Source organism: Paracoccus sp. J56 (assembly GCF_019633685.1).
Classification (GTDB): domain Bacteria; phylum Pseudomonadota; class Alphaproteobacteria; order Rhodobacterales; family Rhodobacteraceae; genus Paracoccus; species Paracoccus kondratievae.
The window spans coordinates 86,922-104,935 of record NZ_JAFL01000010.1 but is presented as its reverse complement, the minus strand read 5'-3'; the positions used below and the strand labels follow the sequence as shown (position 1 = coordinate 104,935).

The following is an 18,014-nucleotide window of genomic DNA, read 5'->3' as shown; positions in this document are numbered from 1 at the left end:
CGATACGCTCAGCCGGCTCCATGCCGCGCGGCCTGCGCTCTTGCGCGTGGGCCGATGCAGCCATGGCGATCAGCGAAGCCGCCAGAAGGTTACGTCGGGAAATGGGGGTCTTCATCCGCACCTCGGTCTGCCTGCGGGCTGGCGGTGAACGGGCTTGCCCTTGCAGGCGATGGGTTAGCCGGCACCGGTCATCCGCGCAAGCGGCTTAACCCTCATGCCCCATGACCAGCGGCGCAAGACTGGCCGAGCGATCACGCTGCCCCGAGCCTTCGTCCACCGTCACGACCACCGACAGGCCCGGCTCAAGGTATTCCGCCATCTCTTGCCCCGGATCGATGGCGATGCGTACCGGCAGGCGCTGAGCGACCTTGGTAAAGTTCCCGGTGGCATTCGACGAGGACAGCAGGCTGAACTCGGACGCCGTAGCGGGCGAAAAGGCCTCGATCCGGCCAGTAAAGGCGCGGTGTCGCATGGCGTCGACGGTAAAGCTGGCACGGTCGCCAAGGCGCATCCCGTGCAGTTCGGTCTCTTTGAAGTTGGCGATGACCCAGACTTCGGGACCGACATGGCTGACAAGCACCGTCCCCGCGGTCACATATTGGCCCACGCGCACGCCTACCTGTCCCAGCCGCCCGTCTGCGGGTGCGCGGATCACCGTATTATCCAGGTCGATCCGCGCCAACTCGACCTCGGCCCTGGCCGAGGCGATCCCGGCGCGTTTCGAGGCCAGCCCGACCTCGGCCCCGGCAACGTTTTCACGCGCAACCGCGATGGCGCTTTCGGCCTGGGTCACGGCAGCTTCGGCCTGACGCAGCGCAAGCTCGCTTTGATCGGCCGAGCTTTGCGCCGTCACGCCGCGCGATTGCAGCGCCTGCGCACGATCCCAATTCGATTTCGCCGTATCCCTTGCCGCCTCGGCCGAACGCAAAGCCGCCTCGGCCGATTGCAGGCTGGCGCGGGCCGAGTGAACGCTTTGGCGCTGAATCTCAAGCGCGGCCTGCGCCCCCTGCAAGGCGGCCTGAGCCTGCGCAAGCTTCTGGCGATATTGGCGGTCGTCGATCCGGGCTATGACCTGCCCCTCTCTGACGGCCTGAAAATCCTGCACCTCGACCGTGGCGACATAGCCCGACAGCTGCGGAGAGATCGAGGTGAGCTGGCCCCGGATATAGGCGTTCTCGGTCTGCGGATGGGCCGGACGAAACGGCGGCAGATGCCAAGCGTACAGCACGATCAGCAGGCCGGCGATACCGGCAATCAAGGCGATCAGGGTCGGGATAAGATGGTTCTTGGTCATATATCGGACTCGGGATGGGGTCGGGCGGCAGCGAAAAGGGGCTTCATCCGTTCTGCCAGCCAGTCGCGGAACAGATGCAGCAGCAGCGCGGCCAGTGCTGCCACCGCCACCAGAAAGGTAAGAAAGTAAGCGTCGTTATAGGCCATGACATAGGCCTGGGCGCTGGCGTCCTGTGCGATCTGCGCCACCGCCTGCGCACGCCGCAGCGCCGCATCGGCAATCTGCGGGGCAAGGGCGGCGCTGCGCTGCGCGATCTCGGCCGTGGTCAGCGGGTCGGCGGCGGTCAGCTCTTCGCGCAGGACTTGCAGATGCAGGGCCTGACGGTGGTTGATAAGCGTCGAGAACAGGCCCGAGCCCATCGCCCCGCCCAGCGACTGCGTGGACAGAAACACGATGACAAAGGACAGGATGTAATTCGGTCCCCGCGCCAGCGCCGCAAGCAGCCCCCGCATCATTGCCGGCGCGAGAAAGAACGCCCCGGCAAAGGCGATCATCGCCTGACTAAGCATCATCTGCGCCGGACGGGTGTCCTGCGTGGCATGGCTGTCCATAAAGGCCCCGGCGGCGATCAGCACCAGTGCGATGATGTGAAACAGCGGCACGCGCTCAGCCTTCATGAAGGGAACAAGCGCAAGCCCCCCCAGGATCGAAGCAACCGAGATCACCCCGAACAGTCCCACCAGTTGGTCCTGCGTGATCCCCAGCACCTGAAACATGCGCGGCGCGCCCGAGCTTTGTTCGGACAGCACCAGCCGAAAGATCAACAGCGTCACGGTCAGGTGCAGCATCGCCGGACTGGCAAGCCAGCGGATATCAAGCAGCGGCGCCTTGCGATGCAGCTCGATCACCACGGCAACGGTCAGCGCCACGATCGACAGCGCCAGCGTCCAGCCCAGCCATTCGGTGTCGGTCCACCAATGGATCGACCCCATGACAAAGCTGACCGTCAGCCCGCCAAAACCGATAGCGATCAGCAACCAGCTAAGCAGATCAGCAGCAGCAAGCACCTTGACGCGCGGCTGCGAGGTCAGCGGCAGCGCATAGACCAGCGCCAGTGACACTGCTGCCATCCCCAGCGCCATGTAATGCAGCCCGTCCCAGCCGTTATCACCCATCAGCGCAGGCGAGATCACCCGCGCCAGCATCGGCCCGGTCGCGACCACGGCCAGCACCATGGGCAGGCCGAAGCGCATCTTCCACTGGGGCGGCAAAGGCTCGAGCATATACATGAAGGCCAGCGTCGAAAGCGGGGCCGAGGCCATCCCGGCGCAGAACTGCACCAGTACCGCCGAACGCAGGTCCGAAATGGCAAAGGCCGCCAGCGAAACGGCCAGATAGACAAAGATTGCGACCTCGGCAAAGCGGCGCAGACCGAATTGGGTGCGGATCTTGATCAGCAACAGCGGCATCGAGGCGCGCGGGATCATAAAGGCCGCCATCAGCCATGTCGCCTGCGTGGTGGTGATGCCCAGATCACCAGCAACCTGCGGGATGTTGGTACTGACAAAGCCCTGCGCCAGCCCCTGCGTCAGGCCGATGATGATCGAGGCACCAATATAACCCAAGGCCACCGGCCAGGGTTTTGTAACAAATGACGCCGCCGCCGGGGTGGCGGGCGGAGGCGTGGGCGTCGGTGCGGCCCCTTCTGATGTGGCCGCAGTGGCAGTCATGCTTTCCTCAGCTTCTCGGCATTTTTGGCCATCTGCTTCAGAGTACGGCGCGTCACCTCCAGATCCTCGGGCGGGATATCCTCGGCCAGCTTGGCGTCTGCCTCGGCGCGAAAGCCCAGCAGAGGCTCAATCCGGGCGGTGTCGGTCAGATAAACAGCATGTTTGCGTGCGTCCCCGAAAGTCGGGCGGCGCACGGCCAGACCCAGCGACTCCAGCGCATCCAAAAGGCGCTTCAGCGTTGGGGTCTCAATCCCCATTTCCTCGGCCAGTTCCGCCTGGCTGGCGCCTTCGTTGCGGCCGATGATGATCAGCAGCCGGGCGCGGGCAAAAGTCAGCCCGTAATGTTCAACGCGGTGCTCAAAGGCCGAACGAATCGTTCTGGTCAGTCCGATCAGCGTCTCAAACAAGGTCGAGGATTGGTCTTTCATGGCGTCATAGGGCTGGCTGAAACAATTTCATTAGCCAGCTAATTAAATAGATCGCGAGTTTCAAGTCCCCTCGCCACAATGACGAAAGGGATGGGATCAGTAGTCGCGTTCGTAGAACAGGCCGATGGCGCTATCGCCCTCGCTATCCACCGAACCACGCGCGGTCAGCGTCTTGGAGACATCAAGATTCAGGTTCAGCTTGGTCTTGCCGTCACCGTCGACCTGCACATCGGTATAAAGGTTCTCGGACAGGTATTTGCCCGCCCTGACCGAGACCTTGCCCTGATCATCCGTCGTCAGGTCCAGATCGTCGAGACCGGTCGAGGCGCGCAGCCGCCCGACGATCCCTTCACCGCCACGCCCGGCCAGCGTTGCCACGGCACTTGCCAGTTGCGCGGCTTGCAAGGCGCTTATGTTGTCGAGGCCACGGCCGAACAAAAGCTGCGACAGCACCTCTTCCTGCGGCATCTCGGGCGAGGATTCAAAGGTGATCTCGGGGTCCTGCGCCTCACCATCTATGATGATGCGGGTGGTGATATCGTCTTGCTGTGTCTGGGCAACCAGCCGGATGACCGGGATCAGGCTGCCCTGCAGTTCGATCAGACCCTCGGTCATGTCAAAACGCTTACCCAGCAGGTCGACGCGGCCACGGATCAGCTCTAGTTCGCCGATGGGGATGGGCTGGCGGGCGTTGCCGGTCAGGCGGATCTCGCCCCCCAGCTCTGCATCGACGCCGCGACCGCGGACAAACACCTCATCAGGAGCCGAGATCAGCAGATCGAACTGTGCCGGATGCGCCGGGGGCGTTGCCGGAGGCGCGGCCATCCCCGCCTCGCGCGAGGCTTCGCTGGGGAATTCAAGCAGCCCGGCCTTGGCGCGGGTCTGACGTTGCGGCGGGCGTTCCGAACGGTGGATGATATCCGGGATAGCCTTGGCCCCACCAAGCCCGGTCGAGGGGATGCGCAGCTCGGTCGTGCCGACGTCGATCCGGCCCGAAACCATCGGCCCCTGTCCCAGCATGCCCGCGACGTTGATCGTGCCATTCACCCGTGTCTCGTAAAGGTTCGGGTCGCGCAACACGACATTCGCCAGCCGTACATCCAGATTCATCTGGCGATTGCCAGTCAGATTGACTGGGCCGGTCACGGTGATCGCCCCGCCCGCCTCGACCGCGCCCTGCACATTCACGTCGATCCGGCCGCCGTTGAAATCAGCATTCGCATTCAGGCCAGCCACCGCCAGCCCAAAGCGCGGCTCGGCCAGTCGGCCATTGGTCAGCGACACCCGGCCCGACAGGGACTCAAGTCCCGGCCGCCCGTTCAGGCGGAGGTCGAAATTCAACGGCCCCTCGACCGAGCGGGTACGCAGGAAGGGGTTCGCAGCAGCAGCATTGGTATTGCCATTGACTGTAATATCGGCAGTGGACAGGTCCGTCGCCGCCGAACCGGTTATCCGCGCCTGCGTATTGCCCGGTCCCGTCGCCGTCAGGTTCACATCATAGGCGCGACCGGTGTTCTGGATACGCCCGGCCACAGTCAGCGGGCCGGGGAACCCGGGCACCAGCAGCGCAAGATTGTTCAGCCTGGCATCCAGATTAAGCCCCTCGGTCGGGTTGCCGTCACCGGTGACGCTGAACTGGCCGTTGCCAGCGCGCAGCCGGCTGACAGTCAGGCTGCCATCCGGGCGTTGTGCGGCGGCCAGATCAAAGCGGGTCTCGCCGGCAAGGACGGCATCGGCCTGCGGATTACCAACGCCCAGCCCCCGGGCCGAACCATTCGCGGTGATCTGCCGCCCGCCGCCCTGCTCGTCCACAACATGGCTTGTGGCATTCACCGCACCACGGAAACCGCGGCCCAGGAACCGCAGGTCATCGGCGCGCAGGGTCGCAGTCAGATCGGTCGCGCCCTTGCCCAGCTGGCCTTCGGCGCCGACATGCAGGCGCGGGTTCTCGACCGTCGCCGTCTCGATCGCCAGAACGCCGCCGCGCTCGACACCGCGCAGAACCAGCCTTGTCTCGCCCGCCAGCGCGCCATCGACCTGCGTCTGACCAAAGGACAGGTTGGTTCCGGTGCCCGTCACGTCCAGCAACCGCGCGCCGGTCCCGTCATCCTTAAAGCTGCCCTGCGCGGTCAGCGCACCACGCCAGCCCCGGCCAAGGCTTGCCAGGGATTTCACATCGACCTGCCCGGTCATGTCAGTGCCGCTGGGCGCAATGCGCCCGCGCGCCGAAGCAAGCATCTGTTCATTCGTCAGGTTGAAATCGTGGACAGTAATCTCATCCCCGCGCTGCTCAGCCGAGAGGCGCAGATCGGTCACGCCGGTCAGCGCACCTTCGACATCCTTCTGGCCAAGACGCAGGTCGGTACCGCGCCCGGTCAGCTCGATCCGGCGGGCGCCGTCCTGTTCGACCGCCGTGGCCTCGGCCGTCAGCCCACCAGACAGGCCGTTGCCCAGCACCGCAAGATCAGGAACCGAGAAGTTCAGCGTCGCATCCATCGTCCCCGGCGCGAAATTGCCGCGCCCCTGCGCGTCAAGCTGGGGGTTGCTCAGCCGCAGGGTCTGAACCTCAAAATTCCCGCCCTTTTCAACCGCCTCGACCAGAAGGTCGGTTTCACCCTTCAGGGCGCCGTCAAGCTCGGCCATGCCGGTGACCAGATCCTGCCCCTTGCCGGTCAGGGTAATCTTGCGTGCACCCGATGCTCCGGTCACACGAGCCTCGGTCCTGACGCTGCCGGCAAAGTTCGGATCGGCAACCGACAGATCCGGCATGTCGATGGTCGCGGTCAGCGTGCTTGAATAGCTGTCCAGCCGCCCTTGCGCCTCGGCCGTCAGGTTCTGTGCGTTCACCGTCAGCTTGCGCAGGTTGATGCCCGAAGTGTCACGCCGCGCGCTAAGCCCGATCCGCGACTGACCTGAAAGCATCCGGTCGGCATGTTCCTGTCCAACGCTGATATTGTTGCCCAGGACCTGCGCCTCGACATCAAAACCTTTGCCAAGCAGGGCATAGCTTCCCTTGATATGTGCGTCAGCCGTGCCGCCAACCTCGCGCCCGGCCAGGGTCGAAAAGCGCCCGATATTGCGGTGCTGTGCGGTAATGTCGCCCGACAAGGTAATGCCGGTGCGCAGACCCGAAACCGTCGCCTCGCCCTTGAAGCCGAAATCCGCGCCGTTGATGTTCATGCCCCAGAGCCGCAGCGCATTGCCGGGGGTAAAGGCAAAGTTCAGACCGCCGTTCAGCGTATCACCCATCGCCTGCGCCAGACCGGGGTCGGAATGGGTCAGGTCGTCCATGCCAAAGGCGACCCAGCCCCGCACCTCTTCAAGCGCCTGCTCGGCCGTCAGGGTGACGCGGCCACGACCGTCCACGCGCAGTTCGGACAGCGAGACATCGTCACGGGCGATATCGCCCACCACGCCCTTAAGCACCCAGCCCGAGCCCTGCGTTGCGTCGTAATCCAGCCGCAGGTTGCCCGAACGCACCGTTGTCGGCTTGTCGGCCCAGGGCAACAGCACCGGCAACTTGGCCGCACCTGCGTCCTGTCCTAAAAGCAGTGTCAGATGCGCGCTTTCAGGTGCACCCCGGCTGGTGGTGGCGAGGTTTCCGTCCACGCGCAAAGCATCGGTCGCCACTTGCAGCGAAGGAATGACCAGCCGGCCATCCTGACCAAGCCAGCCCTCGGCCAACAGTTTGGACTGGCTGCCGAAAAAGGCGCGGTGCTGGGGCGGAACCAGCGCAGCGACATCGCCGCCAAGCTCGGCCCGGAAGGCGGTGCCGGGCGCACCGCTCTGCTCGACCGAATCGACCGAGACAGTGCCGGTCACACGCGGCTGGCCGTCAGTTGCCAGCTTGATGCTGACGTTGAAATCCGCCAACGGCCCTTCGCCCGCGATCTCGGCAGCGACAGCGGGACGGTCGTGCAGCTGAACCGCGTTGACGAACAGACCGTCGCGGTCCTCGTCCAGTTTCAGGTCAAGGCGCAGAACCCGGGTTTCGTTGGAAAAGGCTGCATCCAACGCGAATTCGCCGCGCGGCCCGTCCACGCGATTGATGGTTAGTTTCGTCTCACCCTCGCCGCCCGACAGGTTCATCGAACCGTCTATGGCGATCACCGCCTCTTGCCCGATCACCGGCTGACCAAGCTCGACCCGGCTGATGGCGATGCGGTCGATATTCACGCCCACCGGCAGCTGGGGCAAAGAGAACTCGCGCGCCTCTGCCCGGGGCGCGCTTTCGCCGCCGCCGGGCAGGCGCGGCAGGATCACCCGCTCGGCCGAAAGCTCGTCGATCTCGACCCGGCCAGCCAGCAGCGCCGAGCGGGTCCATTGCATCGCGCCGTTTTCCAGCGTGATCCACGCGCCGTCGTCATCGGTAATGGTCATGCGGTCAAAGGTCGCGCGCGAGGACAGGGCACCCCGGAAACCATCTATCACCACCTGCCGCCCGGCACCGGACAGTTTCTCCTCAAGAAACCGGGTGATAAAGCCCTTGTCGTCCTCGACCTGCTGCGAGATCTCGGCGGCGCTGTCCTGCGCCAAGGCCGCCAGCGGGGCGGTCAGCGCCAGACAAAGCGCGAACGCAAGACGATAAACCAGATCACGCATCAGAACGCCTGCCCCAGACCGATATAAACCTGCACCCCGCCGTCATCGCCATCGCCGCCGCCGACGGGTGTAGCGATGTCAAAGCGCAGCGGCCCGACCGGAGTGCGATAGCGAATGCCCGCGCCCGCGCCCGCCTGCCAGCCGCTGGCACCGGACCAGGCGCTGTCCTCCCACACCCGGCCAGCGTCGGCAAAGACGGCAAGACCGATGCGTTCGCGGATCTGGATACGCGTCTCGGCGGTCAGGGTGACGATGGACATGCCTCCGGTCTTGACGGTGCCCTCGGGCCCCTCGATCACCTCGACGCCAAGCGATTCATAGGAATGGCCGCGTACCGTGCCGCCGCCGCCAGACCAGAACAGATAGTCGCGCGGTGTCTCTTCGATCTCGGGGCCGACGACGGTGCCAAGCCGCACGCGCCCTGCCAGCGTAAAGCGATCATCGGTGCCAAAGCTGTAATAGGTGCGGCCTTCGGCCACGACCTGCGCGCCCGAGCCGGTCCCATCCCGCAGGCCGACAAAGGGGGTGATCCCGCCCGACAGCCAGTAGCCGCGCTTGGCATCGGTTGTATCGTCCCGCTTGTCCCAGGTGACCGAGGCGGGCAGCGCAAGCAGCCGGAAATTCGTGCGCCCACTGTCGTCATCGACCTTAAGGGCGCGGTATTGCAGGGCGATATCGGCTGTCAGCTCATCGCTGGGAATCCAGGTGAAGCCCAGACCGAAGGTGCCGGATTCAAGATCGTAATCCTCTTCCTCAAGGCTATCGACCCTGGCAATCAGATAGCCGGTCGTATCGGCGGTGATGGTCGCGGGCCGGTCAATGCGCAGCCCAAGGCTGTAATCCCGCCCGGTATCCCCCCCGATATCCGATATGCTGGCATCGACGCGCAGCCGCTCGCCGCCGCGGAAAAGGTTGCGGTTGATCCAGTAGCCAGTCAGCGACAGGCCGTCGGTGTTGGAATATTCAAAACCCGCGCCCAGACGGCGCAGTTTTTGCTCGGTCACCAGCAGGTCGACATCCAGCGTATTTCCGGGACCGATGTAATCCGATTCGGTCAGGGTGATGGCCGAGAATACGCCCGAGCGACGCAGGCGCTTGCGCACATCCTCCAGCTTTTCGGGGTCGAAACGCTCACCTTCGGGAAAGCCTGCGATCTTGCGCAGACGGCGGGGGTCCATACGTTTCTCGCCCCGGATCGTCAGCTTGCCAAAGCGCAGTTGCGGGCCGGGCGCCAGATGGATGCGGCTGTCCACCTGATTGGCGACGTGATCGGCGATGATCTCGGTCTCGGCGACGGCCGCCTTGGCGTGGCCGACATTGCGCCAGCCCTCGACCCCGGCCAGCGCGGCATTCTTCATATCGCCGGTGCGGGCGATCTCACCCCGGCGATAGTCGCGTGGGAGATCCGTCCCGGGTGCTACCGGCGCAATCTCGGCCCGGCTATAGCGGAAACGCGGCCCCGGCTGGACCGAGACAACCACCTGCCGCACCGCCTTGGGCGCATCGAGCGGTGCAATACTTGCCGCCTCTACCCCGTCCAGCCTGATGTCGATGACGCCCGAGTAATAGCCCTGATCGTAAAGCACCCCCAGGATGCGGGCATAATCCCCCCGCGCCGCCGCCAGCATATCCTGTCCGGCCACCCGGCCTTCGTCCTGGGCGCTGACCAGCAATGAGGTCTGCCTGATCGCCGCAAGCAGATCGTCGTCGCCGCCACTAACCTTGATATCCAGCTGAACCGGAGAGGAAGCGTTCCTGTCGCCGCGCCCGAACCAGCCCGAAAACGGCGAGGATGAGGCCGAGGACTGCGCCCAGACCACCCCCGCGCCGGCGCTCAATGCGACCGCGGCAACTGCACCTGCCCTGATCCAGCTTTTCATTGCCTGACTGCCCTGTTTCTGGCGTTTTGCCAGAGCATCGCAGGGAGTGGAGGCAAAATCCAGCGCAGCAGCCCCGTTCAGGGTAAATTTCAGCGGATTGCGGCCAGACAGCCATGCAATGCGGCCATGTCGTCACGTATTACCCCGACGGGCACGGCCTGCGGAATGCGCGCCATCAGCGGATCGGACAGGAAAGCACACTCGAATATCCCGAACCTGTCTGTGCAGGAACGCGCCACGCTGCCAGCCAGAAACAGCCCGTCCATCGGCATGAACCGCAAGGCAAGTTCGCGGCAGAACAGGCCAAACAGCCGCGCATAAAGGGCAAGCGTCGCCTCGGCCATGTCATCGCCCCGGGCGGCGGCCTCAACCACCGTCTCGGCCCGGCCCTGAGGCTGGCCCACGCGCATACTGTGCAGCCGGGCAAGACCGCGGCCCGCGAACAGCTCCTCGACCGAATCAATGGCGCGGCCCGCCTCGCCCAAGGCGGCGATCAGCGGCTCAGCCACCGATTGCGGCAGTCGGGTGTGGCCCTCTTCGGATTCAAGGCAGGCGATGCCGCCTTCGGGCAGTACCTTGACCGCGCAGACATTGAACCCGGTGCCTGCGTTCACCACCAGCCGCTGACCGTTCGACAGTGCACCCTTTGGCGCGGCGCGCAGAAAGCCCGCCGCCTCGCCATCCAGTGCCGGAGTGGCATAGCCCAGCGCGATCAGGTCGTTGATCAGCCGGGCACGCGGTGCGCCCGACAAAGCCCGCAGCCGCGCCTCGGAAAAGGTCCAGTCGCGGTTGGTCAGCCGCGCCTCATCGCCCCAGACCGGCCCGGCGACGGCAACGCAGACTGCCTCGATCCGGGGACTGCCCTGCTGGGCAAGATATTTCACAACTACGTCGTCAAAGGTCGCATGGTCATCGCCGCGAAACCGCGTGATCGCGCCCGTATCCAGCGCCCCATCCCGCGCCAGCGCCATACGCGCATTGGTGCCACCCACATCCGCCAACAGGATCGCCATGCCTGCCCCCATACATTAGCCGCAGTCTGCTGCGGGCCTTCTAGGCTATTCCGCGCCAGGCTGCTAGCGCTCACATCTCTATCGGGCGACCTGCTTTCATCCCCTGCCGCGCGGCTTCGGTTTGCAGGCAAAGCCCGGGAATGTTATGGCGCGCCAACAGCAGATGCGCGAGGCCACCATGACCGATTACATCATCCGAGACATCGCCCTGGCCGATTTCGGTCGCAAAGAGTTGGATATCGCCGAAACCGAGATGCCGGGCCTGATGGCCCTGCGCGCCGAATACGGCGAAGCAAAGCCGCTGAAAGGCGCCCGGATCGCGGGCAGCCTGCATATGACCATACAAACCGCCGTGCTGATCGAAACGCTGGTGGCGCTGGGTGCCGAGGTGCGTTGGGCGTCGTGCAACATCTTTTCGACCCAGGACCACGCTGCAGCGGCAATCGCCAAGGCTGGCGTCCCGGTCTTTGCCGTCAAGGGCGAGACGCTGCCGGAATACTGGTCCTATACCGACCAGATCTTTCAGTTCGCCGAAGGCACCGCCAACATGATCCTCGACGATGGCGGCGATGCGACCATGTATGTGCTGCTGGGCGCACGGGTCGAGGCGGGCGAGACTGACCTGATCGCCACGCCGACCAGCGAAGAAGAAGAGGCGCTTTTTGCCCAGATCCGCAAGCGGCTGGCCGCCTCTCCCGGCTGGTTCACCAGCCAGCGCGAGGCCATTCGCGGCGTCAGCGAAGAAACCACGACCGGCGTGCATCGTCTTTATGACCTGCACAAGAAAGGACTGCTGCCCTTCCCTGCCATCAATGTGAACGACAGCGTCACCAAGTCGAAATTCGACAATAAATACGGCTGCAAAGAAAGCCTTGTCGACGGCATCCGCCGCGCCACCGATGTGATGATGGCGGGCAAGGTCGCGGTGGTCTGCGGCTATGGCGACGTGGGCAAAGGCTCGGCCGCCTCGCTGCGTGGCGCAGGCGCGCGGGTGAAGGTGACCGAGGTCGATCCGATCTGCGCCCTGCAGGCCGCGATGGACGGGTTCGAGGTGGTGTTGCTTGAGGATGTCGTCTCGACCGCTGATATCTTCATTACCACGACCGGCAACCGCGACGTCATCCGCATCGAGCACATGCGCGGGATGAAGGACATGGCCATCGTCGGCAACATCGGCCATTTCGACAATGAGATTCAGGTCGCGGCCCTGCGCAACCACAAATGGACCAACATCAAGGATCAGGTGGACATGATCGAGATGCCCTCGGGCAATCGCATCATCCTGCTGTCCGAGGGGCGGCTGCTCAACCTCGGCAATGCCACCGGCCACCCCAGCTTTGTGATGTCGGCCAGCTTTACCAATCAGGTACTGGCACAGATCGAACTGTGGACCAAGCACGGCGAATATGCTCCGGGCGTCTATATCCTGCCCAAGGCGCTGGACGAAAAGGTTGCCCGCCTGCATCTGGACAAGATCGGCGTCAAGCTGACCAAGCTTAGCAAGGAACAGGCCGATTACATCGGCGTGACGCCCGAAGGTCCGTTCAAATCGGATCACTACCGCTACTGATACTGCCGGCACGGCCCTGAAAGGGGCCGTGCCCCGCAAATGCCGGGGAGGATGAGGAGGGGCCGCCCGCATGTCCGACGCTTGCCTGTTCTGCCGCATCGCACGCGGCGATCTGCCCGCCCATCGCGTGTATGAGGACGACCAGATCCTTGCCTTTCTGGACCTGCACCCGATCCGCCCCGGCCATTGCCTGATCATCCCGAAAGAGCATCACCCCTTCTTCGAGGATCTGCCCGAGGCGCTTGCCACCCGCATCACCACCTGCGCGCAACGCCTTGCCAGGCATATGAAGGTGCTTTACCCGGTCAGGCGCGTGGCGCTGTTCTATACCGGCATCCATGTCGCCCATGCACATGCACATGTCGTGCCGATGCACCACGAACACGACGTCTCATCACAAGCCTATCTGCGCGACGGAGTGCTGGATTTTGCGATCGTTCCGCAGCTTGCCGCCGATGAGGGCGCGGCAATTTCGGATGCGCTGGCGGCAGCCTTTGGCGGCTAATCGCCGCGAACGCGCGGTTTCTGTTGATATTCGTCGGACCGGCGCTAGGCTTTCTCTTGGGACGGACCAAACCCCAGGGGGACAATCATGAGCAAGCGCGACGATCTGATCGCCAAATATGCCGCCGATCTCAAGGACAAGCTGGGCATTACGCCCGACATGGATCTGTTGACCAAGGTGGTCATCGGCTGCGGGCCGTCGATCTATAACGCGGATGCGGAAACCGTGGCTGCTTCGGACAAGACCGAGCTTGAGCGGATCAGGAACAACTACCTGATCAACAAGCTGGGCTTGCCCGATGGCCCCGAGCTTTCCTCAGCCATCGACGAGGTCATCGCGAAATACGGCAGCTCGAACCGCAACAAATATCGTGCGGTCGTCTATTACATGCTCTGCACGCATTTCGGCAAACAGTCGGTCTATGCCTGAACCCGCCTGACGGGTCAGAAGCCGGCAACCGCAAGGGCAGGGCCGCCCGCCCTTGCGCGACCCAAAGGGCGCCGACCTGGCACCTTAATCAAGCATACGCTTGATCGCGACCACCTGCTCGGCACTGGCGGCGCGAACATCGGCTGCAAGCGCCGCGGCCTCGTCCAGCAAAGACTCGGGCGGGACCAGCCGATCCACCAGCCCCCAGGCCAGGGCCTCCGGGGCGGGGATCTTTTGCCCGGCCATCAGGATCATCCTGGCCCGGGACGGCCCGACCAGCGCCCGCAACCGCTGCGGATCGCTTGGCTGCGGCAAAAAGCCCAGACGCATCACGGGGTAAAAGAACTTTGCCTCAGGCACCGCCAGCCGCAGATCGCAGGCCAGCACCATGCCCAGCGAACCGCCCGCCGCCGTGCCGTTCAGCGCCGCGATGGTCAGACAGGGCATCGAGGCGACACGGGACGACAGGCGCTCCCACTCGGGGGAAAGGGCAAGGCCTGTGCGCGCCTCATCCAGATCGGCACCGGCGGAAAAGACCTTGCCTTCGCCGGTCAGGATCACCGCGCGCAGGTCGGGCCGGGCAGCAAGCGCATCGAATGAAGCCGTCAGCTCGGCCAGCATCGTGCCGGTCAAAGAGTTGGCCTTAGCTGGGCGCGAAATGATGATGCGACCAATTCCGTCAATGAATTCACTGATAACCATCATTCCCTCCTTGGCCCCGGGCGCTGGTTGTGGCAGAAGCCGGGTGGCGTTATTTATCTGTTCTCGCCCTGAAAGGTGTTAAGAAATGAACCTGCGACTGACAAGCTCCGCCCTGGCACTGGCCGCCATGACTGCTCCGGCTTTTGCTGATGTAACCCCGGAACAGGTCTGGCAGTCTTGGGTCGAGTATTATCAGTCGGTTGGCTATAGCGTGTCCGAAGGCAAGCGCGAGGCGGCTGGCGATACGCTGACCGTATCCGAAATCACCGTCAAAGGTGGCACTCCGGAAGGACGGGTTGACCTCACCATTCCCCAGATCGTGCTGAGCGATATCGGCGATGGCAAGGTCCGCACCGTCTATGCCGATCAGATGACCGGCCAGGTGCATGGCGTTAACCCCGAGGGCGCGAAATACGCTCTGCCCTTTACCATCGACCTGCCCGGCAACACCGCCGTTACCTCGGGTGCGATCGAGGATATGACGCATGAGCTCAACTATCCGACCATCGATATCACCCTGAGCTCGATCACGACGGAAGATAAAGAAACCAAACTGCCCGTTAAGATCGGCCTGGCGGATTCGGTCGGCACCATGCACTTTGTCGCAGGTACCCCCGCAAAGTATGACTATGACGTCAAGACCGGCAAGGTCACCTTTACGGGCGACATCACGTCCGAAGATGACGTGAATGTCAAATTCGACGGCAGCATCGAAGGCGTCGCAACCTCGGGCGACATGGTCGTCCCCGCCGACGGCATCGCCGACATCAGCAAAGACATGAATGCCGCGCTGAAAGCCGGTCTTGCCATGAACGGTCTGGCCAAAGCCGGTGCGCTGGCGGTCAGCTTTGAATTCTCGGGCACCGATGAGTACGACCAGCCCACCAGCGGTTCGGGCAAATACGACGGCAAGGGCCTTGATTTCAGCTTTTCGCTGTCCTCGGAAGGCGTCAGCTATCAGGCCGGCACCGATGCGAACACCTTCGAGCTGGCCAGCAGCAACCTGCCCTTCCCGATCAACTACGCCATTGAAAGCAGCAGTTTCGACGTTCAGCTGCCCGCAATGAAGTCGGACGAGGCGCAGCCCTTCAAGTTCACCTATTCGCTGACCGGGCTGACGCTTGGCGATGCGATCTGGAACCTGTTCGACGCCCAGGGTCAACTGCCGCGCGATCCGGCCACGCTGGATATCGACGTGACCGGCACGATGAAGGTCATCAAGGATCTGTTCGATCCGGCCACGATGGCTGACGCAGACACCTCTTCCGACGAGGGTGCCGGCGATATGGCCTCGGACGAGCCGCCCTTCGAACCGATCGACCTGACCATCAACCAGGTCGCGCTGAACGCGCTTGGCGCCAAGATCCACGCCGAAGGTGCGCTGAAAGCCCCCGAAAGCGGCGACATGACCACCCCGGTGGGTGAACTGAACGCCAGCTACGAAGGCGTCAACGGCCTGATCGACAAGCTGAGCACCATCGGGCTGATCCCCGAAGATCAGGCCATGAGCGTGCGGATGATGATGGCCATGTTTGCCAAGCCGGTCGGCGACGACAAGCTGGAAACCAAGCTTGAGTTCAAGGAAGACGGCTCGATCTTTGCCAACGGCCAACAAATCAAGTAATCCCGCGCGGCGCGGCACCGACGCGCCCTGAGGGATGCTTTCGCGGGGGTCGGGCATTGTCCGCGCCCCCGCCTTCATTTTACAAGGTGAACCGCATGTCAGAATTCGACCGACTCGAGACTTTGACGCAGCAGCTGCTGGCTGCGGCGCGCAAGGCGGGCGCCGAGCAGGCGGATGCCGTGGCGCTTGAAGCTGCCGCCGTCTCGGTCGATGTGCGTGCGGGGCATCTGGAACATGCCGAACGCGCTGAGGGGGTCGAAATCGGCCTGCGCGTGCTGATCGGTGGGCGACAGGCCTGCGTTTCGGCCTCGGACCGCTCACAGCGCACCATTGAAGAGATGGCCGCGCGGGCGGTTGCCATGGCGCGCGAAGCTCCGGTTGACGATACGCTGGGCCTTGCCGAACCCGGGCAACTGGCGCGCGACACCGACAACAGCGGGCTGGACCTCTTTGATCACGGCCGCGAGCCGACACCAGAAGAGCTGCAAGAACTGGCGCTGCGCGCCGAGGCAGCAGCACTTGCCGTTGATGGTATCTCCAAGATCGAATCCTCTGGCGCCAGCCACTCGCAGCGCCGGATGTGGCTGGCCGCGACCAACGGTTTCTCGGCGGGCTATGGGCGCAGCGGCCACAGCCTGTCCACAGTTGCAATCACCGGCGAAGGGCTGGCGATGGAGCGGGACTGGGCCGGGGAAAGCCGTGTTCATGCCGCCGACATGCCCTCGCCCGAGGAAATCGGCCGGCTGGCCGCTGAACGCACCGTCGCCCGGCGCGGCGCAAAGAAACCGCCGACCGGAGCCTTTCCGATCCTGTATGATGAACGGGTGGCGTCGGGGCTGATCGGGCATCTGGTCTCGGCGGTGAATGGCGCTGCGGTAGCACGTGGGGCAAGCTGGTTGCGCGATGCGCTTGGCGAACAGGTGCTGCCCAAGGGCTTTGACCTGCGCGAAGATCCCCACCGGCCGCGCTATGGCTCATCCCGCATCTTTGACGCCGAAGGGCTGGCGACCGCGCCCCGGCTGATCGTTGCGGATGGCGTCCTGCAGGGGTGGACGCTGGATCTGGCAACGGCCCGCAAACTGGAAATGGAGTCGACCGCCAGCGCCATGCGCGGGGCGGGTAGCCCGCCCTCGCCCGGCGTGACCAATCTGGAACTGACCCCCGGTGACCGCTCTGCGCAAGAGCTGATCCGCGAGATGGGGCGCGGCCTGATCGTCACCTCAATGCTTGGCGCCTCGATCAACGGCACCACCGGCGATTACTCGCGCGGGGCCGGCGGTTTCTGGGTCGAGAATGGCGAAATCGCCTATCCGGTCAATGAATGCACTATTGCCGGCAACCTGCGCGACATGCTGCTGCGCCTGATTGCGGCAAATGACCTGCATGACTGGCGGTCGATGCGCGTGCCCAGCCTGCTGGTCGAAGGGATGACCGTTGCCGGCGAGTGACCTTGCACTATTAGAGCAAGCCGCGCATGAAGCTGGCGAAATCGCGCTGCGCTACTGGCGGCGCGAACCGCGCTTTTGGGACAAGGACGGCGGTGCAGGTCCGGTGACCGAGGCCGATCTGGCCGTCAATGAACATCTTGAGCGACTGCTGCGCAGCGCACGCCCCGATTACGGTTGGCTTAGCGAAGAAAGCACCGATGACCCGGCCAGGCTTGAGGCCGAGTACTGTTTCATCATCGACCCGATCGACGGGACCCGCGCCTTTATCGACGGGCAGACCGGGTTTTCCAATGCGCTGGCACTTGCGCGCGGCGACCAGGTGGTGGCGGGCGTGGTCCATTTGCCAGCCATGGGCATCACCTATACCGCCTTGGCCGAGGGACCGGCCCTGCGCAACGGCCAGCCTATCGCGCCCTCGGCCCACGGTTTCGAGGGCGCGCATGTCCTGACCGGCAAGCCCAGCCTGGACCCGGTGCATTGGCGCGGCGTAACGCCCCCGCTCAAGCGTGGTTTCCGACCATCGCTGGCCTGGCGGCTGTGCCTGGTGGCGGAAGGACAGTTCGATGCGGCGCTGTCGACCCGCCCGGCCTGGGAGTGGGATGTGGCGGCGGGCAGCCTTGTCGCCGCCCGTGCCGGCTGTACGGTCAGCGAATTGTCCGGCACCCCGATGCATTTCAACGCTGCGCGCCCGCTGACCGACGGGCTGGTTGTGGCAGCACCCGCGCTGCACGATCAGTTGCTGGCCGCCATGACACCACGCAAAGGACGTTCAGGCAGCCAGCTTGATGCCCCGCCGCACGGCAGCTAAAAAGGACCAAAGGCCGGAGCCGCTCTGGTCTAGTCCCGCAG

At 64.2% G+C, this 18,014-nt stretch carries 13 protein-coding genes; 6 read left to right on the top strand and 7 right to left on the bottom strand.

The window, feature by feature from the left end; all coding sequences use genetic code 11:
* Positions 1–205: 205 nt before the first annotated feature.
* The 6 genes from M511_RS09495 to M511_RS09470 form a co-directional block, all read right to left on the bottom strand.
* Positions 206–1,294, bottom strand: a complete 1,089-nt coding sequence (locus tag M511_RS09495; protein ID WP_085502030.1) for an HlyD family secretion protein — start codon at positions 1,292–1,294, stop codon at positions 206–208.
* The gene (locus M511_RS09490) at positions 1,291–2,964 is read right to left on the bottom strand and encodes an MFS transporter (RefSeq protein ID WP_010391824.1); all 1,674 of its coding nucleotides are present in this window, start codon (positions 2,962–2,964) and stop codon (positions 1,291–1,293) included. Before M511_RS09490 ends, M511_RS09495 begins: the two co-directional genes overlap by 4 nt.
* Positions 2,961–3,392, bottom strand: a complete 432-nt coding sequence (locus tag M511_RS09485; protein WP_010391826.1) for a MarR family winged helix-turn-helix transcriptional regulator — start codon at positions 3,390–3,392, stop codon at positions 2,961–2,963. The genes M511_RS09490 and M511_RS09485 overlap by 4 nt, the downstream gene beginning before the upstream one ends.
* A 96-nt stretch (positions 3,393–3,488) precedes the next feature.
* Positions 3,489–7,994 carry a translocation/assembly module TamB domain-containing protein gene (locus M511_RS09480; protein WP_085502029.1) on the bottom strand — a complete coding sequence of 1,502 codons (4,506 nt, stop codon included), beginning with the start codon at positions 7,992–7,994 and terminating at the stop codon, positions 3,489–3,491.
* Positions 7,994–9,874 carry an autotransporter assembly complex protein TamA gene (locus tag M511_RS09475; protein ID WP_085502028.1) on the bottom strand — a complete coding sequence of 627 codons (1,881 nt, stop codon included), beginning with the start codon at positions 9,872–9,874 and terminating at the stop codon, positions 7,994–7,996. The genes M511_RS09480 and M511_RS09475 overlap by 1 nt, the downstream gene beginning before the upstream one ends.
* A gap of 89 nt (positions 9,875–9,963) precedes the next feature.
* Positions 9,964–10,887 carry a glucokinase gene (locus tag M511_RS09470; RefSeq protein ID WP_085502062.1) on the bottom strand — a complete coding sequence of 308 codons (924 nt, stop codon included), beginning with the start codon at positions 10,885–10,887 and terminating at the stop codon, positions 9,964–9,966.
* 178 nt (positions 10,888–11,065) lie between these two features.
* Between M511_RS09470 and ahcY the strand changes: the two genes are divergently transcribed.
* From ahcY to M511_RS09455, 3 genes are all read left to right on the top strand, one after another.
* Positions 11,066–12,457, top strand: coding sequence for an adenosylhomocysteinase (gene ahcY / locus M511_RS09465; protein WP_010391833.1), 1,392 nt, complete (start codon positions 11,066–11,068; stop codon positions 12,455–12,457).
* Positions 12,458–12,527: 70 nt separating this feature from the next.
* Positions 12,528–12,962 (top strand): HIT family protein, encoded by a 435-nt coding sequence (locus tag M511_RS09460; RefSeq protein ID WP_010391835.1) that lies wholly within the window; start codon positions 12,528–12,530, stop codon positions 12,960–12,962.
* Positions 12,963–13,049: 87 nt separating this feature from the next.
* Positions 13,050–13,391 (top strand): DUF2853 family protein, encoded by a 342-nt coding sequence (locus M511_RS09455; protein WP_010391836.1) that lies wholly within the window; start codon positions 13,050–13,052, stop codon positions 13,389–13,391.
* An 84-nt stretch (positions 13,392–13,475) separates the two neighbouring features.
* On the opposite strand, the gene M511_RS09450 is transcribed toward M511_RS09455, so the two are convergent.
* Positions 13,476–14,096 (bottom strand): enoyl-CoA hydratase/isomerase family protein, encoded by a 621-nt coding sequence (locus tag M511_RS09450; protein WP_010391839.1) that lies wholly within the window; start codon positions 14,094–14,096, stop codon positions 13,476–13,478.
* A gap of 82 nt (positions 14,097–14,178) precedes the next feature.
* Between M511_RS09450 and M511_RS09445 the strand changes: the two genes are divergently transcribed.
* From M511_RS09445 to M511_RS09435, 3 genes are all read left to right on the top strand, one after another.
* The gene (locus M511_RS09445) at positions 14,179–15,717 is read left to right on the top strand and encodes a DUF2125 domain-containing protein (RefSeq protein WP_085502027.1); all 1,539 of its coding nucleotides are present in this window, start codon (positions 14,179–14,181) and stop codon (positions 15,715–15,717) included.
* A 95-nt stretch (positions 15,718–15,812) separates the two neighbouring features.
* Positions 15,813–17,165, top strand: coding sequence for a TldD/PmbA family protein (locus M511_RS09440; protein WP_085502026.1), 1,353 nt, complete (start codon positions 15,813–15,815; stop codon positions 17,163–17,165).
* Positions 17,152–17,973, top strand: coding sequence for a 3'(2'),5'-bisphosphate nucleotidase CysQ (locus M511_RS09435; RefSeq protein WP_085502025.1), 822 nt, complete (start codon positions 17,152–17,154; stop codon positions 17,971–17,973). Before M511_RS09440 ends, M511_RS09435 begins: the two co-directional genes overlap by 14 nt.
* The last annotated feature ends 41 nt before the right edge of the window (positions 17,974–18,014 follow it).